The sequence below is a fragment of the Oceanobacillus phoenicis genome (genome assembly GCF_047238145.1).
In the GTDB taxonomy this organism is placed as follows: Bacteria; Bacillota; Bacilli; order Bacillales; family Amphibacillaceae; genus Oceanobacillus.
In genome coordinates, this window is record NZ_JBDFME010000001.1 from 2,135,476 (window position 1) to 2,158,149 (window position 22,674).

The 22,674-nt window shown below is 35.2% G+C and carries 20 protein-coding genes and 1 riboswitch; of the genes, 9 read left to right on the forward strand and 11 right to left on the reverse strand.

Going from position 1 to position 22,674, the window contains the following annotated elements; translation table 11 throughout:
* Positions 1–2 precede the first annotated feature (2 nt).
* The 3 genes from ABC346_RS10600 to deoD all read right to left on the reverse strand — a co-directional run bounded on the left by ABC346_RS10600 (position 3) and on the right by deoD (position 2,020).
* Positions 3–482: a divergent PAP2 family protein gene (locus tag ABC346_RS10600; RefSeq protein ID WP_413234811.1), complete on the reverse strand. Its 480-nt coding sequence runs from the start codon at positions 480–482 to the stop codon at positions 3–5.
* A gap of 106 nt (positions 483–588) precedes the next feature.
* Positions 589–1,188, reverse strand: a complete 600-nt coding sequence (locus ABC346_RS10605; protein WP_413234812.1) for a biotin transporter BioY — start codon at positions 1,186–1,188, stop codon at positions 589–591.
* A gap of 124 nt (positions 1,189–1,312) precedes the next feature.
* Entirely contained in the window at positions 1,313–2,020 is a 708-nt protein-coding gene (gene deoD, locus ABC346_RS10610; RefSeq protein WP_413234813.1) for a purine-nucleoside phosphorylase, read from the reverse strand.
* Positions 2,021–2,241: 221 nt separating this feature from the next.
* Between deoD and ABC346_RS10615 the strand changes: the two genes are divergently transcribed.
* Complete coding sequence (locus ABC346_RS10615; protein ID WP_011066736.1) at positions 2,242–2,505, forward strand: phosphocarrier protein HPr; 264 nt, start codon at positions 2,242–2,244, stop codon at positions 2,503–2,505.
* Between the two features lie 62 nt (positions 2,506–2,567).
* Here the strand turns inward: ABC346_RS10615 and kapB are convergent, their stop codons facing one another.
* Positions 2,568–2,969: a kinase-associated lipoprotein KapB gene (kapB, locus tag ABC346_RS10620; protein WP_413234814.1), complete on the reverse strand. Its 402-nt coding sequence runs from the start codon at positions 2,967–2,969 to the stop codon at positions 2,568–2,570.
* Between the two features lie 123 nt (positions 2,970–3,092).
* Here kapB and ABC346_RS10625 point away from each other — a divergent pair, with 123 nt between their 5' ends.
* Complete coding sequence (locus ABC346_RS10625) at positions 3,093–3,311, forward strand: hypothetical protein (protein ID WP_413236544.1); 219 nt, start codon at positions 3,093–3,095, stop codon at positions 3,309–3,311.
* A gap of 158 nt (positions 3,312–3,469) precedes the next feature.
* Entirely contained in the window at positions 3,470–4,057 is a 588-nt protein-coding gene (locus tag ABC346_RS10630) for a superoxide dismutase family protein (RefSeq protein WP_413234815.1), read from the forward strand.
* A gap of 150 nt (positions 4,058–4,207) precedes the next feature.
* Here ABC346_RS10630 and ABC346_RS10635 read toward each other — a convergent pair whose 3' ends face one another.
* On the reverse strand, positions 4,208–5,380 hold the full coding sequence (locus tag ABC346_RS10635; RefSeq protein ID WP_413234816.1) for a MalY/PatB family protein: 1,173 nt from the start codon (positions 5,378–5,380) through the stop codon (positions 4,208–4,210).
* A 253-nt stretch (positions 5,381–5,633) separates the two neighbouring features.
* Here ABC346_RS10635 and ABC346_RS10640 point away from each other — a divergent pair, with 253 nt between their 5' ends.
* Complete coding sequence (locus tag ABC346_RS10640) at positions 5,634–7,757, forward strand: RNA polymerase sigma factor (protein WP_413234817.1); 2,124 nt, start codon at positions 5,634–5,636, stop codon at positions 7,755–7,757.
* 40 nt (positions 7,758–7,797) lie between these two features.
* Here the strand turns inward: ABC346_RS10640 and ABC346_RS10645 are convergent, their stop codons facing one another.
* From ABC346_RS10645 to ABC346_RS10660, 4 genes are all read right to left on the reverse strand, one after another.
* The gene (locus ABC346_RS10645) at positions 7,798–9,144 is read right to left on the reverse strand and encodes a glucose-6-phosphate isomerase (protein ID WP_413234818.1); all 1,347 of its coding nucleotides are present in this window, start codon (positions 9,142–9,144) and stop codon (positions 7,798–7,800) included.
* Positions 9,145–9,278: 134 nt separating this feature from the next.
* Positions 9,279–9,647, reverse strand: a complete 369-nt coding sequence (yugI, locus tag ABC346_RS10650; RefSeq protein WP_413234819.1) for a S1 domain-containing post-transcriptional regulator GSP13 — start codon at positions 9,645–9,647, stop codon at positions 9,279–9,281.
* A 91-nt stretch (positions 9,648–9,738) separates the two neighbouring features.
* Positions 9,739–10,737, reverse strand: coding sequence for a potassium channel family protein (locus ABC346_RS10655; protein ID WP_413234820.1), 999 nt, complete (start codon positions 10,735–10,737; stop codon positions 9,739–9,741).
* A 75-nt stretch (positions 10,738–10,812) separates the two neighbouring features.
* The gene (locus ABC346_RS10660) at positions 10,813–11,349 is read right to left on the reverse strand and encodes a thioredoxin family protein (RefSeq protein WP_413234821.1); all 537 of its coding nucleotides are present in this window, start codon (positions 11,347–11,349) and stop codon (positions 10,813–10,815) included.
* Between the two features lie 113 nt (positions 11,350–11,462).
* Between ABC346_RS10660 and ABC346_RS10665 the strand changes: the two genes are divergently transcribed.
* The 4 genes from ABC346_RS10665 to ABC346_RS10680 all read left to right on the forward strand — a co-directional run bounded on the left by ABC346_RS10665 (position 11,463) and on the right by ABC346_RS10680 (position 19,737).
* Positions 11,463–12,521, forward strand: coding sequence for a M20/M25/M40 family metallo-hydrolase (locus tag ABC346_RS10665; protein ID WP_413234822.1), 1,059 nt, complete (start codon positions 11,463–11,465; stop codon positions 12,519–12,521).
* A 745-nt stretch (positions 12,522–13,266) separates the two neighbouring features.
* Positions 13,267–17,586, forward strand: coding sequence for a S8 family serine peptidase (locus ABC346_RS10670; RefSeq protein WP_413236545.1), 4,320 nt, complete (start codon positions 13,267–13,269; stop codon positions 17,584–17,586).
* Positions 17,587–17,738: 152 nt separating this feature from the next.
* The gene (gene eutH / locus ABC346_RS10675) at positions 17,739–18,839 is read left to right on the forward strand and encodes an ethanolamine utilization protein EutH (RefSeq protein ID WP_413234823.1); all 1,101 of its coding nucleotides are present in this window, start codon (positions 17,739–17,741) and stop codon (positions 18,837–18,839) included.
* 34 nt (positions 18,840–18,873) lie between these two features.
* A riboswitch (FMN riboswitch) is annotated at positions 18,874–18,997 on the forward strand.
* 152 nt (positions 18,998–19,149) lie between these two features.
* On the forward strand, positions 19,150–19,737 hold the full coding sequence (locus ABC346_RS10680; protein WP_413234824.1) for an ECF transporter S component: 588 nt from the start codon (positions 19,150–19,152) through the stop codon (positions 19,735–19,737).
* A gap of 62 nt (positions 19,738–19,799) precedes the next feature.
* Here the strand turns inward: ABC346_RS10680 and ABC346_RS10685 are convergent, their stop codons facing one another.
* Both ABC346_RS10685 and ABC346_RS10690 read right to left on the reverse strand, forming a co-directional pair.
* The gene (locus ABC346_RS10685) at positions 19,800–20,147 is read right to left on the reverse strand and encodes a TraR/DksA C4-type zinc finger protein (protein ID WP_413234825.1); all 348 of its coding nucleotides are present in this window, start codon (positions 20,145–20,147) and stop codon (positions 19,800–19,802) included.
* Positions 20,148–20,165: 18 nt separating this feature from the next.
* Positions 20,166–21,101: a 1,4-dihydroxy-2-naphthoate polyprenyltransferase gene (locus tag ABC346_RS10690; RefSeq protein WP_413234826.1), complete on the reverse strand. Its 936-nt coding sequence runs from the start codon at positions 21,099–21,101 to the stop codon at positions 20,166–20,168.
* Between the two features lie 184 nt (positions 21,102–21,285).
* Between ABC346_RS10690 and ABC346_RS10695 the strand changes: the two genes are divergently transcribed.
* Complete coding sequence (locus ABC346_RS10695) at positions 21,286–22,671, forward strand: isochorismate synthase (protein ID WP_413234827.1); 1,386 nt, start codon at positions 21,286–21,288, stop codon at positions 22,669–22,671.
* Positions 22,672–22,674: the final 3 nt, after the last annotated feature.

The window sequence follows — 22,674 nt, forward strand, 5'->3', positions numbered from 1 at the left end:
ATTTAATAGCTGAACAATGGTGCAATGGAAAATGCTAAAATAATTCCTGTTAGAGCTCCAAAAAATACTTCAATCGGTTGGTGTCCTAACAGTTCTTTTAATTCTTGCATTTTTTCTGTTTCACCTTTTTTATTCCAATCTTTTGCACTCGTTGTAATCAATTGAAAATCTCGAATTAATTGGTTTATCACTATAGCTTGTTCACCTGCTTGTCTTCGAACCCCTGACGCGTCAAACATGGTAATAACACTAAAAATACAAGCTAGAGCAAATACACTGGAAGAAACTCCTTCTGTAATACCAATTGCAGTAGTTAGTGCAGTGACAGCTGCAGAGTGACTGCTAGGCATACCACCCGTACTAAATGCCAGCCCGGGTTGAAATTCTTTGGTGAAAATTAATTTAATCGGTATTTTTATTACTTGTGCAAAAATGATTGCACATAATGCAGCCCAAAGAGGGAAGTTGGAAAACAGAGTCATGTATGACGAAACATCCTTCCTGCAAAAGCACATGTATTTGTGTAAATGTTTCTGTTATTTTATCACACAGATCTTGGAATATAAAGAAACAATCTATTAGCGTAACTTAGCTTGAAATGTTTTGGATTACAGGGATGGAAGATATTCGTTTTTGTAAAGCCATCATTGTAACCGCGGCTGCGATTGTTAACACCCCATCTTTAATTAGAAAAGGAACCATACCAATCCAAGCAGTTAAATAAGAAATTGGAAGCTCTAACCATTCATTCATAGCGATATACATATAAGTAACACCTAATGTATAGTTAATGACTAACCCAATACATGCAACTGCGATTAAATTTTTGGTGGAATAAATTGACTTATTTTCTAATACCCACCCAACTATAAAAGCGACGAAAACAAATGAAATAATAAATCCTCCAGTTGGGCTAATCATTGGATAAAAACCACCTTTTAAGCCAGCAAAAACAGGTAATCCAGTTAATCCAATTAATATATATACTATCATTGCAAATGCACCAAGTCGTTTTCCTAATATCATACCAGCTAAAATTGCAAAGAACGTCTGTAAAGATAGTGGAACGGAAGCCCCACCAATGGGCACAGTTAAAAATGGAAACCAAACAGCGATGTTGGCTCCAATTACCATAAGACATACAAATAATGAAGTATAGGTTATATGTATCGCTCGAAATGATTGCATTATCGTTTCTCCCTTCTTGATAGTTTTTACTATAGATAGATTCATATATTTTGTCAACCTTATATTTATAAAGGGTGACAATAGAGGTGAAAAAGACCCAGCAATTATATGCTGGGTGAGTAGCTTACTTTATTATGCTATCTAGTGCGATTTCCATCATCTCATTAAAGGTTGTTTGTCTTTCCTCTGCAGATGTTTCTTCACCAGTTAGAATATGATCGGAAACTGTTAAGACAGAAAGTGCTTGTCTACCATATTTAGCAGCTAATGTGTATAACGCTGTAGATTCCATTTCAATAGCAAGTACTTGATATTTTGCAAGTAACTCATTCACTTGCTGCGCATTATCACGATAGAATGTGTCACTTGTGAACACATTACCTACTCGTAATTGAAGTCCTTTATCTACACCAGCGTCATAAGCATTTTTTAGCAATTCAAAATCTGCAATTGGTGCGTAATCGATTCCGTTAAAAATAAGTCGGTTCATTTGCGAATCTGTTGTAGCTCCTTGTGCTAAAATAACGTCACGAACGTTAACATCTTTTTGAATCGCTCCACATGTACCTACTCGAATTAATTTCTTTACATCATAGCTCTGAATTAATTCATTTACATAAATCGAAATAGATGGTACACCCATTCCTGTTCCTTGAACCGATACACGTTCACCTTTGTATGTACCCGTATAACCATACATTCCTCTAACTTCATTATATAATTTTGGTTCTTCTAAAAACGTCTCTGCAATAAATTTTGCACGAAGTGGATCTCCTGGTAAAAGTATTTTATCTGCGATTTCTCCTTGTTTTGCTCCAATATGTACACTCATGATACTGCCTCCTTGAAATAGTTGCTATTTCTAGATTAAAGTTACCATAATAGTATTTGAAAAACAATTAAATTCGTTATAAATAAAATTATGGTTATCGGTTTCATCTTTTACGATTTTTGTATATAATAAACGTAGGTTTATGTGAAATATTTAACGTTGAGTATATAGACAAGCATAAACAATCATAGAGAAAATATGATGTGGAAGGGTGAAATGTAATGAAATCACAAACATTTACGATTACTGCTGAAACTGGAGTACATGCTCGTCCTGCAACTTTGTTAGTTAATAAAGCTGGACAATTCGATTCAGAAATCGAAGTATCTTACAAAGGCAAGCAAGTTAACTTGAAATCGATTATGGGAGTTATGTCTTTAGGGATTCCAAAAGGCGCAGAAATCGAAGTTAGTGCTGATGGTAAAGACGAGGAAGATGCACTTAATGGTGTTGCTGAAGTAATTAAAGAGCATCTTGGTGAATAATTTGTTTTCATATAATGTTAAGACACCCTTGTAACGGATGTAATCCTTTACAAGGGTGTCTTTTAGTTATGATGATTTTTCTTATAATGGGTTACTTCAAGTTGTTCTAACATCTTTAAGCATTGCAAACTAAACACTGTTGAATTTTGGTTGAGTTTTTCTTTATAAGTGGCAATTGCTTTTTGCAATGATTCGTCGTAAGGGGGGATTTCTTCAGTTTCATAAGCGTGCACAGCCGGTTTTTTGACATTCATTTTTTCTTTAAATGAAAGTGCTTTTCGTTCATGGAAGAAAACATCTTCACCAGTTTGACCGTAATTATGAAGATCACCTTGAAGAGGATGTTTTAGTACTGCTCTAACTTCTATAAGGTATTGCTGTCCACGATCTTCTTGGACAATTCCAATATAAGTTCCAGATTTATAATGGGCTTTAACGGTATCTCCCTTTACCAAGTTACTCATTTCAATCACTCCTTCTTATATATATTTTGCCAAAAACTACATAAAATTGCGAATGATGTTAACTAACACTTGGAAACGTCGTCATGTTTGTTATAATTAGTTGGAAAGGTGTGAAATAAATTGATGAAATTTATAATTTTGATGCCATTTCTTTATTTTCCAGAAGATAAAACTGAATATATACCAGCAGTGATTTCTTTAACTATATTTATTGTATTAGCTGTAATAGCAATGCGCTTAATAATGAAGAAGTCGAGGAAAGATGAAAAGAAATTTAATGAAAAATATAGTAATGAAATAAAACAGGCAGAACAAACTACAACAGATTCAAATTCTAGGTAATTTATATAATTGAATCTCTTAGAAGTGTAACTACATTATATTTTAATCAGGATAAATCTCCTAAATTTGAAGTAATGATGCTTAATTTTTCTAAGGTTTTGGTTTAGATTATTCAACATTGCAGATACTGATATAAAAGAGGAAAGGAGTAGTTGATTATGCGTCCTCTAGTATTGGGATTAACAATGGGACTTACATTGTTATTATCTGCGTGTTTACTACATAATCCAAAGTCGTTAACTGTAGAAATGTATAATATAGATGGTGATCGAGTTGGAACTGCTATATTAAGTGAACAAGAAGATGCCGTTGCAATAGAATTAGATTTAGAAGGGCTTCAACCAGGCTATCATGCAATACACGTTCATGAATATGGAAGATGTGAAGGGCCTGATTTTACAACTGCTGGTAATCACTTGAATCCAGAAGGAAATGAACACGGATTAATGCATCCAGAAGGCTCTCATTTAGGAGATTTACCGAATATCGAAGCAGATTCCGGGGGATTAGTACATGCTGAACTTGAACTTCCTGGAGCAACGTTGAAAGAAGGAAAAAACGCATTAATAAATAATGATGGAACAGCATTAATCGTCCATGATGGTCAAGACGACGGAATGAGCCAACCAGGTGGAGATTCTGGATCACGGATCATTTGTGGAGAAATTCATATAGAACAGGAATCCGGAGATTCTGAAAAAGCACCAACGGATCCAACAGAACAAAATGATGAACAAGAGGAATAATGATAAACAATTTTAAGCAATAAAAGAACCGAACTATCCTTAAGCCATTTTATACTTTGGATAGTTCGGTTCTTTTATTAGGTCATGTCTTTGTGTATAAACATTCAGTGAAGGAAAAAACTCAGACTGAATGAATTAGTTTCAAGATAATTATCTTGCTTGAACAGCGGAAATAATACGTTTTATACCTTCTTCCAGTGTTGTTTTCGGACAGGCAATATTAATTCGCATGAAGGCTTCTCCTTCAGTTCCATAATCTTGACCTGCATTTAAACCAACACGGGCTTGCTCTACCATAAATTTCTTCAACTCTTGTTTATTCAATTCTAGTGCAGAACAATCCACCCATAGTAAATAAGTTCCTTCTGAACGGACCACCTTTAGTTCTGGTGCATGTGATTCAAACATTTCACGAACATAATGCGCATGTTGTTCTAATACTTGTACAAGTTCGTCCAACCAAGCTTCACCATGTTGGTATGCTGCTTCTAAAGCAGTATTTCCCATTGTATTTAACATATTATGAAAACCTTGGCGATGAAATGCTTTATCTAGTTTTTGTCGATTTACTTTATCAGATGTAATCACATAAGAAGCATCTAATCCAGCCAGATTGAAAGTTTTTGATGGCGCCATACAAGTTATTGTATTTTTAGATATTTCCTCAGATAGAGTAGCGATAGGGATATGCTTTTCCTCTGGAAAGATAAGATCAGCATGGATTTCATCTGAGAATATCATGACATTATACTGCAAACATAAATCTGCTATTTTTTGTAGTTCATCTTTATTCCAAACACGTCCTACTGGATTATGTGGTGAACAAAATATAAAAGCCTTGACCCCACTAGCTAATTTTTTCTCTAAATCATCAAAATCAATCGTATAGTATTGATCCTTATAGATAAGAGGGTTTTTAACCATTTCTCTATCTAGTTCTTTAATGATGTTATAAAAAGGTGTATACACTGGAGTTTGTATAAGTACTTTATCTCCTGGTTCTGTAAAAGCTTGTACTGCCATATGTAAGCTATTCACAACACCGGGACTATAGGATAACCAAGATGGGTCAATCTTCCAATCATGTCTACGCTGCAGCCAATTGACTATAGAAGAACTAACATCATTGTCAATCGTCGTGTAACCATAAATTCCATGCTTAGCACGTTCTATTAATGCCTGATTAACTTCTTCAGGAGCTTTGAAATCCATGTCTGCTACCCACATTGGCAAGACATCATTGGATTGAAATACTTCTTGTAACATATCCCATTTAACAGATCTAGTTTGCTTTCTATCATATACTTTTCCAAAAATACTCATTCAAAATTACCTCCTAGCTATGTGAATATAATGCTACTATTATAACAGACAGTATAGGGAAAAAGGCAAAAAAAAAGCAAAGCGTTCGAGCGCCTTGCCTACAGGGGGAATACGAGAAAGTCTTACAGTTATAGTATTACCCCATGTATAAAATTATAAACAAGAAAAATGAAATTTTTTTTAGAAATTCGGGAACAAATTTGATTTTTATAACGTTATATATGTATATCAAATGTTAGAAAGGAGGATTTGGTTGGAGGATCATCAGATAATCCGTTATTTTGAGGATAATAAATTTGAGTTAGGAATGCAGCTATTCATAGAGAAATATCGATTGATCGTAGAACGATTTGCTTTTCAATTAGGTATTCACCCTGATAAAATTCCGGATGTTGTACAAGAAACATTCATAAAAATTAATAAGAGCATCAAAAATTATCAAGAACAAAATGCAAATTTATCAGCTTTACTATATAAAATTACATTAAATGTTGTTAAAGATTACAAGTGTAAAGAAAAAAGAGTGCGTAAGTCGGAGGAGAAATTAAAACAGCAACACGAATTTTTGACTGATTATTTCAAAAACGAAATTCATGTCATGATACATAAAAATATACAACAATTAGAAAATAAATATAAAATAGCACTTATTCTTTATTATTTTCATGATAAATCATATGAAGAGATTGCTCTTATCTTACAATCATCACCAAATAAAGTGGATGATAGAATTTACGGAGGGAAAGAATCATTAATAAAGAAGTGTACTTCCGGAATGGAAGATAAACAGATAGAAGAATGGCTAGAGTCCCTAGAGGAAGAGTATAAGACTCTTCCAGAAAAGACTTCTATAAATCAAGTTCTTCTTATTGTAAAAGGGCTAAATGAAAAAAAGAAGAAAAAATGGATTTCAAAGATTGCTGTAGTCTTGGGTTTAGTATTCTTTGTGTTATTTTCTATTCCGATGTTTGACGATTTTCAACAATCCGCTACCACTACTATCACCGAACAAGAAAAAATGGAACAGTACTTTGAACGAAAAAAAGAAGAATATAAGCAAAGTCTTGGTGTAGAAAGTGTAGATGGCTTTATTCAGGTGAAGCAAGCAAAGGATGTAGTTATTCTGTTTAGGGATAAAATAGTTAAAGGTGAAGATATCGTTGAAGATGATATTCAATGGCACAGGGATATAATTATGACACTTTTAACAACGCCTAAACAGCTTGCAGAAAAACAGAGAAATGAGAACATGATATTTCTAAATCATCCAGATTATTATACAGTACAATATAATAGTCGTACCTCACTAGAACATTACTTAAGCAATTTGTTTAAAAAACATTCTATTGATAAGAATATCCGACAAGAAATTATAAATAATCAAGAAAGTATAGATGGAATAGATGTACCAGAAGAAATTGTATTAGCTATACATGCAATTAAGGATAATGGATATACCATCGAGGGATTAGATGATGCTACAGGAAGTTTTATTTTGCGTGAAAATAAAAGTTGGTCGACACAGTATATTCACGATGTTGATGGATCTGAGCCATATTTACAGCTATTATCCATTCAAGAAGAATTAGATTCTTATTACAATGGAAAGTCTAATAATTTAAAAGATATTCTCTTACAGATAGAAGAAATTTATACAACATTCCCAAGAGATCGTCATAAAATTTTCGTTCAACATGAATTAGCTTTAATGGGTCAGTATGTGTTAATAGATTATTTACTTGTAAGAGATAACTTTTATGAAATAGATACAAAAAAACCGTTATCTGAAGAGCATCAAAAAGAACTGCTTTCCTTTGTTCAGAACCATCAGGATTCTATCTATTGGACTGTAGTAAATAAAGTGGTTCAAGAATTAGAGAGAAATAATTGGATTCCTAAAGAAGAACTGGCACAACGAGAGTATTGGTATATTTTTGTAGAACCCTATCAAAATTTAACGGAAGATAGCTTTTTATCTTTGGATAAGTGGCCGGTTGTCGATACGACGCATGATTTATATCAAAATTATATTGAACAGAATCAGCTTTCTGCATTATCTGATGTGTCAGCACGTGAGATATTGTCACTTTTTATGTATGCATCCGTGAAGCCAGATGAAGAGCTTGTTCATAAATTAATGACGGAGAATGATTTAGATACAGCAAGTTATGATTGGTATGATATTTGGAGATATAGTTATTATTTTATTGAATTGAAGAATGAGGCAGATGAAGCGGTGTATGATTTGATTTCTTTTCCTGATATATATTATGAGGAAGAAGCTTTTCAGATTTCTATTGAGTTAATTAAACAGGATGGAATCTGGTTAATAAATAGAATTTATGATAGAACAAAAACAAAAGAGGCTCCTTCTTAAGAGCCTCTTTTGTTATGAGTCAATTTTACGTTTTTCCTCATTACAAACGTTTTTCTAATTCTTCTTTTTGATCTTCGAATCCTGGTTTTCCTAATAGAGCAAACATATTCTTTTTATATGCCTCAACTCCAGGTTGATCAAACGGATTAACACCTAAAATATAGCCGCTTATTGCACATGCTTTTTCAAAGAAATATACAAGATAACCAAATGTATATGCATCTAATCGAGGAACTTCTACGATTAAGTTTGGTACATCTCCGTCCGTATGCGCAAGAAGTGTTCCTTGGAAAGCTTTATCGTTAATCTCATGAATGGACTTACCAGCTAAGTAATTTAATCCATCAAGATCTGATTCTTCTTTTTCTAGTGTTAAATCTTTTTTCGGTTCATTCACGTGTAAGATAGTTTCGAATATATTACGACGTCCTTCTTGAATGTATTGTCCAAGAGAATGAAGATCTGTTGTAAAGTTCGCTGATGAAGGATAAATCCCTTTTTGATCTTTTCCTTCACTTTCTCCAAATAGTTGTTTCCACCATTCAGAGAAGTATTGTAAGCTTGGCTCATAATTGATTAATAGCTCTGTGACTTTTCCTTTTTGGTAAAGAATGTTTCGTACGGCAGCATATTGATATGCTGGATTTTCAGATACAACTGGATTAGCAAGGTCTTCCATTGCAGCTTTAGCACCTTCCATCATGTCATCGATGTTGATCCCGCTAGCAGCGATTGGAAGTAGACCTACTGCGGTTAATACAGAATACCGTCCACCGACATCATCTGGAATAACAAATGTTTCAAAGTCATTGGAATCTGCAGTAGTTTTTAAAGCACCCTTGGCACGATCAGTAGTTGCATAGATACGTTTTTTTGCCTCATCCTGTCCATATTTTTCTTCGAGATATTTCTTGAAAATACGAAACGCAATTGCAGGCTCGGTTGTAGTTCCGCTTTTTGAGATAACATTAATGGAGAAATCTTTGTCTTTAAGAATATCAAAAAGTTCACTCATATAGGTTGAGCTTAAATGATGACCAACAAAAATGACTTGTGGAGCTTGACGTTGGTCCTTAGTGAGAAGGTTATGAAAAGAATGATTTAACATTTCTAGTGCTGCTTTTGCACCTAAATAAGATCCTCCAATTCCAATTACAAGTAAAATATCAGAGTCTTGTTTAATCTTATCCGCAGCAGCCTTTATTCGCTTATATTCTTCACGATTATAATTTCTAGGTAAATCTAGCCAACCTAAGAAATCCTTTCCTGCACCAATACGTTCATGAATCATTTGATGTGCAGTGTGAACAAATGGTTCTAAATTAGTTATTTCTTGTTTTTCGAAAAATGACAATGCCTTTTCATAGTTAAAGGATACATGTGTCAAGGTAGTTCCTCCTCTGTAAAAGCAATTATTTCTATAATTTAACTTTAAGCGATACTGTTTGTGAAATCAAGAACAAGCCCTTTTCAAATAAAAAAGACTCTACATCCTAAATGGTGTAGAGTCTTTAAAAAGCATTATTTGTTTTCAGATTGTTTAATCCATTCTTGTAGCTTGTCTTTTAACGTATTAAATCCAGCTGTATCATTAGATTCTGTGGAAGCTGCTTGCTTTTTAGGTTTTTCAGTATTAGCTTTTGGCGCTTCTTCAGTAGCACGAATAGAAAGAGATACTTTATTTCTTTCTTCATCTACGTTAATAACTTTTACCTTTACTTCATCTCCTACAGATAAATGTTCATTAATGTCTTTTACATATCCGTGTGTAATTTCAGAGATGTGAACCAAACCTTGTGTTTCTTCATCTACAGATACAAATGCTCCATAAGGTTGGATTCCTGTTACTTTACCTTCTATAATCTGACCAGCTTCTAATTTGTTAGTCATGCTGAACAACTCCTATATCTTATATATTCGATTCTTTGAACACAATAAGATACTATAACATACTTTAAAAAAATCAGCAAAGGCAACGTTATTACCAATTTGTAATCGTAATGAGAATATCGTTTTCCTCCATGATAAAGTCTGGTTTTGGATGGATGGTATAAGCATCATCTCGAATGAGACCTATTACTAGATAACCTTGATATAAGAAATTATTGACTACTTTACTGAATGTCTCTTCCTCTAAATCGAGCGGTAACTTTTGATGAGAAAATTGCTGCTGTACTAAAAGCTGGTGAATATCTTCAAAAGGGGTTGCCTGCATGAGGTGGTCTAATTCATGAAAGAATAGACTGCTCATAAAGTCATTAGAACGAATTATCGTTGTAGCCCCTGCACGAAGCGCATTCTTGATTTGTTTTTGGGATAAAATTTCTGTCACAATAGGTAGGTTTAAATGATTCCCTCTCATGGCTATCGTAGTCATAATAGAATTGGTATCTGCTTGTCGTTCATTTTTGGTAATATCTGCAGTGATAAGTACACAATTAGCGTTCGAAATATTAGCTTTTTTTATTGTGTCATCTTCAGTAGCATCACCATGGATAAAATGGACGGGATATTCTTTATACGTTAATTTATTTACCGTTTTATCAATTACGACTATTCTTCTACCTGGATAATACTCTAGGACGAGTTTCATAAGTTGTCTCGTGCGTTCATTCCAACCAACAAATATAAAATGGTCATGTCCATGAAATGCTAGACGACCATTCTCAAGATCTTGCTCTCTTTTTAACGTAGTAGTGGATAAAGAAGAAATATAAAATGCTATAAGCCCACCACCAGTTAATATTAAAAGTATACCGATGATTCTACCTGTTGGAGTGAGTGGGACATAGTCACCGTAACCTACTGTAGCTGCAGTAACAAAAGCCCACCAAATCCCATCAAAGGCTGTAGGGAATTGTGTTGGTTCGATAAAATGAATAATTATCCCAAAAAAAATCATCGTAATTAATACAATCAGTAACAATTTCAATATAATTGGTATCCGAAAATAGACTTGTTTTATTGAGCGGATGTTCATGAAGGATCACCCTCACTGTTTTTTAGTAGTATGTGCTACTTATTTTAAAAATAACAGTGAGGAGTGGGGAGTTGTTTATACTAACGTATTTTTAATACTATTGTAGACAGTATTCCACATATCTTGATTATCTCGATATGATTTTGTTAGGAAAAGAAGCATTTCTTTCTGCTTTTCTTCGAAGTCAGTTGCTTCTTTTGGAGGGAGTTGTTCCCGTGCATTATCTACAAATTCTTGGATTTTTTCTGCACGTGGTCCCCACTTAGCTACTTCTTTTCCATCTTCATCGATAAAAATAAAGATAGGAATTGAGCGTGATTTTCCGTTTGTTAAATATTGATCCATTAATTCGAGATTATCATCTCGTAGTAATATACGTACTGACATGTCATTTTCTTCTGCAACACGTAAAAGTATAGGAATATTAAGCATAGCATCCCCACACCAATCTTCTGTTAAAACGATGATACGAAGGGATTGATCAACAAGTGGTAATTCTTTAGGTAACTGAAAATGGTCATAGATATGTAAGAGACTTTCTTTATGAACCGTCATTGACTCGATATAGTCATCCACAGACATACCATCATTATACCAGTCATTTAACTGCATGTTTGTACACCTCATTTACATAATTTGATATAGTTAGTGTACCCATTAATTTACGGATGGTAAACTAAAGTGCCTAGAAATCAATGCTTTCATTATTTAAGGAGGACAATCAATTGGGAAAATTACAGTATGATTTTTTAATGGATTTACTAAAAACCCCCTCTCCGTCAAGTATGGAAATGGAAATTCAAAAGAAATGGATGGAATATGTTACAAACTATGCTGACGAAGTGCGTACAGATAATGCTGGCAATGCGATTGCAGTATTAAATCCAGAAGCGGAATTCAAAGTATTATTAGCCGGTCATTGTGATGAGATTGCGTTAGTTATAAATCGAATTGATGATAAAGGATTTCTCTACATTGATAAAATGGGGGGGATCAATCCAAAAGCTGCAGTCGGTATGAGAGTGGAAGTACTAGGGTATCAAAAGAAAATCACAGGAGTTATAGGAGTCAATGCACAACATCATGGAGGACTAAAAGGTGATTTTGATTTAGAAGAATTATTTATTGATTGTGGCTTTACTTCTAAACAAGAAGCAATTAAAAATGTACAGATTGGTGATCTTGCTGTTTATAAAACAGAGCCAGAGTTATTGCAAGACAGATATATTGCAGGGCGAGGTTTAGACAATCGTACAGGAGCATTTATGGTAGCAGAAGTAATACGCCTCTTATCTGAAAAAAAACTTCCTATTGGTGTTTATGCGGTTAGCACGGTTAATGAGGAAACAAATATGGGTGGAGCCTATTTCGCTGCAGCTGGTATTGAGCCAACGATGGCGATTGCCGTTGACGTCACTTTTGCAACAGATTACCCGAAAGTTAATAAAGAAAAATATGGCGAAGTATATTTAGAAGGTGGACCTGTTTTAGCAAAAGGTGCACCGATTAATCGTAAAATAAATCATTGGCTGGAGAATGCAGCTAAAGAAGCGAATATCAAAGTTCAATACGAACTAACACCACGTATGACAGGAACGGATGCAGATCGAATGCGACTTACTGGTAAAGGTGTTCCTGTATCATTGGTTTCTTTACCATTGCGTTACATGCATTCACCTGTCGAAACTGCAAGTAAACAGGATATGGAAGAAGAAGTTCAGTTAATGGTATCCATGTTAACCAACCTTTCGGGTAATGAAAGTTTAAATCCACTAGAAGATTAATTTAGTCAAAAATTAACCTGTAAAAGAATACTCTCCCGAAGTAGATATATCTACTTCGGGAGAGTATTCTTTTATCCGCATATAACGGGAACGGGTGATTAGGTTAAATTGCTAGAAATTTCATTTGTAAAAGAAACTACCTATATTTTTACCCAAACTAACTATTGGATCTGAATAGTGAGCTTATCAAATACCTATAGCTGAAGATACAAAACTGATATATTTCAGAAATAAATTGTAATCATTTGTAAAATAAAGCGATAAGATATCTACGAATAGAGATATCTCTTAATATTTATCTATGAATATAATGAACTATAAAAGAAAAAATCAAATTATTATCTAATATAAACGTCACTAGTTTTAATGTGATTTCTGTTACTTTACGATTAAATTTCTACTTTTTAGAAAAATGTTACATTTAAATGTAACATTACATAGTACCTCTGTTTCATTTTTGTAATCTGTTGTTTTTCTATTAATAAAGAAAATAAGGTTTTTCTATCTAATTATAGTGAAAAAGTCTGTGTATTTTTCAGTGAAAAAATACTACATTTCTATCAATTTAGAATATTCTGATTTGATTCGACTCAAATCGACAAAAATCATTCCTTTCATTTACTATACTTGCATTAACAGCAAGAACCACTTACACATAACACGCATACCATCGACAATTTAGAAAAAGGGGGAAGTGTTGTTTCTTTATAAAACAAACCGTCGATTTTATGCAACTTGTTCAAAAATGAGGGGAGGAAAAGATTTGAGGAAAAAGAAAAGGCGTCAGACAAAAGCGTTTAGTCTTGTTGCTACAGTAGCAATGACGTTATCTCTAATTACACCTGGACTATCTTATGCAGAAAGTGGGAAAACTAGTATTTCTTTAAATGATTCAAATCAAGTTACTGAAGCTAAAGTCAGTGACCGTTTGATGAAAAACTTTAAAGATGATGAAAAGGTGACATTCCTTGTTAAATTCAATGAAAAAGCAGATGTAGAAAAAGTTGCTAAAGAAGCAAAAAGTACTGCAGAGAAAGCGAGTTTATCATCAGCTAAATTGGAACATATTCAACGTTCTGCAGTAATTTCAGAGTTGAAAGCAACTTCTATCGATTCTCAAGCAGAAGTGATTGAATATTTAGAATCTGAAGTTGAAAAAGGGAATGCAAAAGATCTCAAATCTTATCATATTGTCAACGGTATCGCGGTAACAGCAACGAAAGAAGTTGCAGAAAAAGTCGCTACATTTGCAGAAGTAGAAAAGATACTTCCGAACGAAACGCGTGAATTATATACGACCGTAGATAAGGATGCAGAAACACCAAAATCAGATGTGGCTAATGTAGAGTGGAACGTTGATAGAGTTGGAGCTCCAGCTGCTTGGAACATGGGATTTGATGGTTCTGGTGTTGTTGTAGCTAGTATTGATACTGGTGCACAATTTGATCACCCTGCATTAGAAGAAAAATATCGTGGATATGACCCGGCTTCCGGTGAAGTTGATCATACCTATAGCTGGTATGATGCAACTGCTGGTCAGGAAACACCTTATGACGACCAAGGTCATGGTACACATGTAACTGGTACGATGGTTGGTAGTGAGCCAGATGGCGCTAACCAAGTAGGTGTTGCTCCTGGTGCTCAGTGGATCGCTGTAAAAGCATTTACTGCAGCTGGTGGTACCGATGCTGATTTGTTAGATGCTGCAGAGTGGATTCTTGCTCCTGGTGGAGATGCATCAATGGCACCTGACGTTGTTAATAATTCTTGGGGGGGCGGACCTGGATTAGATGAATGGTATCGTGATGTTGTAATTGCTTGGAGAGCAGCGGAAATCTTCCCTGAATTCTCTGCTGGTAATACAACATTATTTAATCCTGGTGGACCTGGATCTGTTGCAGTTCCAGCTAACTACCCAGAATCATTTGCAACTGGTGCAACGGATATAAATGATAGCTTGGCATCCTTCTCATTACAGGGGCCTTCTCCGTATGAAGGAGATGTTAAACCTGATATTTCGGCACCTGGTGTAAATATCCGTTCTTCTGTACCTGGTGGCGGGTATGAAGGTGGATGGAACGGAACGTCAATGGCTGGGCCTGCGGTTTCTGGGGCAGTTGCTTTATTAATACAAGCAGATCCAAGCTTGTCAGTGGATGATTTAGAGGAAATTCTCTTAAATACTGCTCAACCACTAACTGATGGCTCGTTCCCTGATTCTCCGAATATGGGGTATGGTTATGGACTTGTTAATGCTCATGATGCTGTTTCTTCTGTAGTATCTGGATTGGGTACTCTAGAAGGACAAGTTACAAAAGAAGGAGAAGATAACGAAGCTCCTACTTATGAACACGAAGCTCCAGTGGAAACGTATGAAGGAATGGACTTACCATTAACTATTGACGTTTCGGATAATATCAGTGTTTCTTCTGTAGATGTTGTATTTGGGGATGAAACATTAGTAGCAGAAAGAGTATCTGGTGATTACAAATCTGGAGAGTATGCGGTAACTATCCCTGGTGATAGTATTACTGGAGATTCATTCTCATATCACTTTGTTATTAATGACTTTGGAGGGAATGAAGTAACAACAGATGAATATTCGTTATCTGTGTTACCTGGCATTGGTGTAGGTTATTTCACTGATTTCGAGTCCAATCCATCAGGGTGGCTAATAACTGGTGATAACGCTAGTTGGAACAGAGGAGAGCCAACTTCTGGACCAGGAGAAGCTTATTCTGGAGATTATGTATATGCAACAAATACCGAAGGACAGTATACAAACAATGAAAATAGCACACTAGTAATGCCACCTATTGATCTTCCAGAAGGTGAATCGTATTTACAGTTCCAACATTGGTTTAATATTGAAAATAACTGGGATTATGGTCATGTATTTATTTCTACAGACCAAGAAAACTGGACTCAATTGTTGCGAATCACAAATGTGTCTGATGGTTGGCAACAAGTAGAATTGGATTTATCAGAATATAGTGGTCAACGAGTATATATCGGTTTTAATCTTGATACAGACGGTAGTGTATTAAGAGATGGTTGGTATATTGATGATGTTGGATTATCCGACACTTCTGTATCGAATACAGTTGGCTTAAAAGAAGTAAAAGGATCAAATGCATTAACAATCGATCAGAAAGAATCTAACGTTGCAGTTGAAAAAGACGTAACGAAGAAGGAAAAAGTTGATCCGAATAAAATCACACCTGCTATGCCAATAGTGAAAAAGGATAATAAAGAAGAATCAATTAATCCAACACTATTACCTATAGGTGCGACAGTAAATATTTTAGAAACGGGTAGATCAGTAAATACAGACCCAGCAAACGGTTCTTATTCTATTATGCACGCTGCTGGTGATTATACTGCAGTTGCAGAAGCATATGGTTTTCATTCTGCAGAACAATCTGTATCTATTGAAGATGATGCAACTACTACAGCTGACTTTACTTTAGAAGAAATAGACCAATATACTGTCACTGGTGCAGTAACAGATGAAGATACTGGTGAAGGAGTAGAAGGTGCTACGGTAATTTTAGTCGAGGATGCAAATATTGCACCAGTAGAAACTGATGCGGATGGTAACTTCTCGTTGACAGCATACGAAGGAACTTACACGATAAAAGTGTTAGCTCAAGGATATCATCCAACAGAGGTTGAAGTTGACTTGGATGGTCAAGATGCTGAAGTTAATGTCTCATTAGAACCATTCTATACCGTTCCTGGTGGAGAAATCGGTTATGATGATGGTACTGCTGAAAATGCTCGTGCTTTTTATGATGCAGGAAACAAATGGGCAGTAAAAATGTCCTTAGATGAAGACAGAGAATCTGCAATTGTTACTGATGGTGTGTTCCAATTCCACGGTACAGACTTCCCTAATCCAGGCGGAACAGAATTTGCAGTCGAAGTATGGGATGCGAGTGGCCCAGATGGTGCTCCTGGTGAGCGTATTGCCGGTCCTGTAGAAGCAGAAGCAATTCGAAGCCTTGATGAATGGACTGTAGTTGATTTATCTGAACATGCAATTCAAGTAGAAGGGGACTTCTACATGGTATATGTTCAAACTGCAGCCAACCCTAATGTACCAGGACTTGCTACGGATGAAAATGGTCCAAATGCAGGAAGAAGCTACCAAAGTGTGGGTGGAGCATGGTCTGCATCTCCTGCAATTGAGGGTAACTATATGATTCGTGCTCGAGTAGCTTACGGTGTTGATGATCCGGTTATTACTACTCCTGCAGAAGATTATATTACAAATGAATCAGAATTAACTGTAGAAGGAACAGCTTCACCAACGACGACGCTTCAACTTGTAAATAATGGTGAAGAAATAGGTGCTACGGAAGTTGGAGATAGTGGAGAGTTCTCTATTTCAGTTGACTTAACAGAAGGTGCAAACGAACTTCAAGCTCAAACGATTATGAATGATGTGGTTGTAGGAGAATCGGATACTGTAACAGTTACTCTTGATACTGAATCACCAGAATTAACGATTGATAATCCTGCAGATGGTGATAAGTTAAATCGTGAAACAGTGACAGTCGAAGGTGTAGTTACAGATGAAAACTTAGACTATGTCGAAGTTAATGGACAAGAAGCATCCGTAGAAGATGGAGCTTATTCTAAACGTATTTTACTTGATGAAGGTGAAAATACAATTGAAGTTGTTGCTACTGACTTGGCAGGAAATACAACGACTGAATCTGTCACTATAGAAACGGATTACACTGCTCCTGAAATTGAAAATGTAACTCCGACAGAGGATGTTCATCTCAGTGCCGGGGAAAGTGTGAAAATCGAGTTTGAAGCTGAGCCAGGCCTGCGCGCAACATATGTTATTCATATGCCATTAACGAACCTAGGACTTACAAATGCAACTGAACTTCCAATGATGGAAGTTTCAGAAGGTAAGTATGTTGGTTATTGGACAGCTACGAGTAATGCAGTTGCGGATGGTGCAGTTATTGAAGTTATTGCAAAAGATAGTTTCGGCAATGAAACAAGAGAACAAGCTGAAGGAAAACTATTTATTAATCTAGAAGAATAGTAATCGCTTGTTTATAATAATAAAAGTCTGTAGAGAAGGAAGAAATTCCTTTCCTACAGACTTTTTTCTTTTCTAAATGTTTACCCCATATTTGATATAGTGTAAGCTGAGTTCGAGTAATCATATTTTATGGATACATAAGGGGTAATCATATGAATATAAACGAAATTATAATGCTTATATTAGCAGTATTTTTATTTTTAGGTGGAATTGATTATTTAGCTGGTAATCGCTTCGGTTTGGGCGAGAAATTTAAAGAAGGAATTACGTCTATGGGGACGTTGGCATTAGTAATTGTAGGAATTGTCTCTTTAGCTCCTGTAATCGCAAATATATTAACTCCAATTGTAACTCCTATATATAATTGGATTGGGGCAGATCCAGCTACATTCGCGAATACAATATTAGCATTAGATATGGGTGGACAAGCACTTGCAGAACAAATGGCTGAAAGTAATGAGGCAGCATTATTTGCTTGGGTATTTTTAGGAACAATGCTCGGACCAACGATTTCATTTACCATACCGGTTGCCCTCAGTATGATAAAAAAACAAGATCAAGCTTATTTTGCGAAAGGTATTATGATTGGGGTTAGTACAATACCCTTTGGGTGCTTAATGGGAGGATTTTATGCTGGTTTTGACTGGTCGATGATGATTAGAAATCTTATTATTCCTATTGTGTTCTCAATTTTTATTTTAATAGGATTACTATTTTTTGCTGACAAGATGATTATACTATTTCATTGGTTAGGTAAAACAGTGACAACAATTGCATTAATTGGATTATTAGCGATTGGTATTGAAACCATTACTAAAATTACAGTTATCCCGGGGTTAGCACCTTTAGAAGAAGGTATTCAAATAGTTGGCTTAATCGCAATTGTGTTAGCTGGAGCTTTTCCGCTTGTTGCAGCAATTACAAAGCTTGCTTCAAAACATTTACAAAAGATTGGTGAGAGTTTACGAATAAATTCCGCTGCAACGACAGGACTAATAGCATCTGTAGCTCATGTGATTCCTATGCTAGCCTTGTTACCTCAAATGAATGAACGCGGAAAGGTTATGAATGTAGCATTTGCAGTGAGTGGTGCATTTGTATTTGGTGGTCATTTAGGTTTTGTTGCAGGTATAGAATCATCCATGGTGACTGCGATGATTATTGGAAAGCTATCAGCTGGTATTTCAGCAATTACGGTAGCATTGATACTGACTTCATCCCAAAAAAATAGACTTGCCAAAAATTCAAAGTGAATGTATAATAGTTTCTAACAAATAAATATTCGATTCCAATCTTCGGGGCAGGGTGCAATTCCCGACCGGCGGTAAAGTCCGCGAGCTGCATACGTTATGTGGTTGATCTGGTTAGATTCCAGTACCGACAGTTATAGTCTGGATGGGAGAAGATGTCGATCATGTTTTGTGTTACACGATTTTTGTGTGCATTATTTGACGATGTATTCAAACCCTAGGGCCTCGCTCTAGGGTTTTTAATGTAATGCAAAACAGGTTATCGTCCTTCATCACAAGATCGGAGTCGAATGAACTGATGGAGGAGACACAGATGCAAAAATCCAAAAGGAACAATCTATTAAAGTTAATTATCATTGCGTTATTAAGTACAATCTCATTGGTATTATTTTTTATTAATTTTCCTTTACCGTTTTTACCGACACCATATTTAAAAGTAGACTTTAGTGATGTACCTGCTTTGATAGCTTCATTGATTTTTTCACCAATAGCTGGAATTGTAGTAGTTGGTTTTAAAAATTTATTATATCTTGCAGTCTCCGGATCTGGAGACCCAATCGGTGTTCTGTCTAATTTTATTGCAGGTGTAATGTTAGTTGTACCAGTTTCTATGATCTATCACCGAATTAAAGGGATAAAAGGCTTAATCACGGGGTTAGTTATTGGAACGATTGTGATGGCAGTTGGAATGAGTATTCTAAATTACTATCTAATTTTACCAGCGTATGGTTGGTTTATGGGATGGGAGATGTCGAATCAAGTTAAGTGGATATCTGTTATAGCAGGTGTATTACCATTTAATATGTTAAAAGGTGTGTTTATTGCAGTATTATTTATTCCTTTATTTATAAAACTGCATGCATGGCTTCAACAACAACAAACAAGGTTTTCTATAAAATAAATTAAAAAGCTTCGTTACCATATTGGTAGCGAAGCTTTTTTTCAGCATAAGCGCAATATTTTTTAATTACTTTCCTCTTCCTCTGATACTAAAAGGCGTGCCGTGGGCATTACTTCTAAGCGCTCTTCTGGAATAGGTTCACCTGATTTTTCACTAATCCCATAAGTGCCATCTTCAATCCTTTGTAATGCATCGTTAATTTCTTGTAATTCATCTTCTCTCATTAGATTAAGACCAGCATCTCGTTGCTTTTCAAACTGTTCTGTACCTAGGTCTGCTGGATGATTATCATAATTTGCGAGTTCATCAGAGTTAGTATTGTTATCTTGTTTTTCTTCTAACTCCTCTTTCATTTGTTCTAACTTCTTTTTAAAATAATTCAACTTATCCTTGCTTAATTTATTTGTCATAGTCCCATCCTTTCAAAGTTATAACAATGCTGTTATAAGTAATGACAGCCCTAATAACATGCCGTACATCGTGTTTGTTTTTGCGGTAGCTCCCATTGCAGGCATCATTTCAATCGATGTTTTCTTGCCACGGAATTTGGTTATAACTCCGTATGCTTTTGGAGCACTTAAGAAAGTGATGATGGACCAATACGGAAGGAATCCGATTAAGATAAATAATAATGTCATCATATACGCTAATGCCATTAATGTCCCAAGAAGTGCTACGGACCGTTCCTTTCCAATCAGGACAGCAATTGTTTTTCTGCCACCACGTTTGTCTCCTTCACGATCTCGGATATTATTTGCAAAATTGATACAGCCAATAAAGATAGTTATGGGAATGGAAATCCAAACCATTTCCGAAGTTATCGTTCCTGTTTGAATATAGTAAGTGATACCGATTATAACGGATCCCATTAATACTCCAGAGAATAATTCTCCAAATGGAGTATATGAAATTGGAATAGGGCCTCCAGTATATAAATAACCAATTATCATACAAAATAAACCAATAATTGCAATCCACCAACTAGACATCATGCAAATGTATATTCCTATCAATATAGATATACCATAAAACAAGAATGCTAAATTTCGAATATGTTTTGGATTTATACCATCTCGTACAATAGATCCGCCAATTCCCACAGATTGGTCATTATCTAACCCTCTAATAAAGTCATAATACTCATTAAACATATTTGTAGCTGATTGAATTAATAATGAAGCTAATAACATTGCTGTAAAAACCAACCAGTTAATGCTACCTTCATTAAATGCGATCATCGTACCTACAAAAACAGGTACAAATGATGCGGTTAACGTATGTGGACGAAGTAGTCGCCACCAAACGTGAAATCCTTCACGTTCATTTAATAGTTTTTTCATGTTTGATGTATCTTTTGATTGCATTGAAGATAGCCTCCTGATTCTTCTATATCATATTAATTTTATGGAAAGGTTAAGAAGGTGTCAATGTATGTTATAAATAGGAATTTTTTAGAAATAATAGGCTTTTCTTGAGAAACTCGTAAAAAGAGCATAAAATAAGGAAGGATATAATTAATTTACGATATTATGTCGGGGGTTCATAGGAATGATTGAAATAGAAGAAAAACAACTAGCAACACATATTGATAAAGTAATTAATGAAATGTTATCTGAAAATCAGGCTAAGTTGTTTAGTTACACGAAAAAAATTAACAAGCCTAGTATATATTCTTTTTTGCAATTAGCAGGAGATCGAAAATTATCAAGAAGTTTCTGGTCGAGTAATTCAAACGACATAACCATACTTGGCGCTGGACAGGCAGTTACCATACAAGCGGATGGCCAACGTTATCAATCAATAGAAAATCAATGGAATGAGTTGTTAAAAAAAGCAGTTATCCATAATCCTTTTGAAAAGCAAGGAACAGGAATAGTAGGATTAGGTGGTTTTGCATTTGATCCTAAAAAAGAATCAACAAGCTTGTGGAGGAATTTTCCAGATGGTCAATTAACCATACCTCAAATCATGGTTACAAACGTAGACAATGAATTTTATTTAACTTTCAATATGTATCTGCATACAAACGATCACGGTTTTCAACTAATGGAAGAGTACCAAGAAATAGAGTCTTATTTGTTAGGGAAGTCGAATTTTTCGGGGAAAGATGTAAAAATGATCGAAAAGAAAGAAGTAGATCCACAACAATGGATGCAGACTGTTCAAAAAGCAACAGAAGAAATGAAGACCTCCATTACCAATAAGATTGTATTGGCAAGAGAGATTCGCTTGCGTTTTGATAAACGAGCAGATATTCCTTCGATTATAAGAAAACTTGTAGAAACGCAATCGAATAGTTATATTTTTGCCTATGAGATTGACAACGATTGTTTTGTGGGAGCTACTCCTGAACGTCTTGTTAAAGTGGAAGGAAATAAGTTGTTTTCTACGTGTCTCGCAGGCACTGCACCTAGAGGGGAAACAACAAAAGAAGACCAGAAAATTGCTGAAGAGCTTTTTACAGATCCGAAGAATCGAAAAGAACATGAATATGTTGTTCAAATGATTAGGAAAGCTGTTGAAAGATACTGTACTGATGTAGATATTCCTAGTGAACCACAGGTGTATATGTATAAGACATTACAACATCTTTATACACCTGTAACGGCTAAATTAATGAATAGCAATAGTATTTTTTCTATTTTAGAGGAACTTCATCCAACTCCAGCTTTAGGTGGAACACCTAGAAAAGAATCTATGTCCTTTATTAGAAAAAATGAACAGTTAGACAGAGGTTGGTATGGTGCTCCAATTGGTTGGATAGATAGTAATAATAACGGTGAGTTTGCTGTAGCTATACGCTCTGCTATGATTCAAGAAACTGAGGCATCACTTTTTGCAGGTTGCGGAATTGTCGCAGATTCAGATCCAGTGAGTGAATATGAAGAAACAAATATTAAATTGATGCCAATGCTCTCTGTTTTAGGAGGATAGACG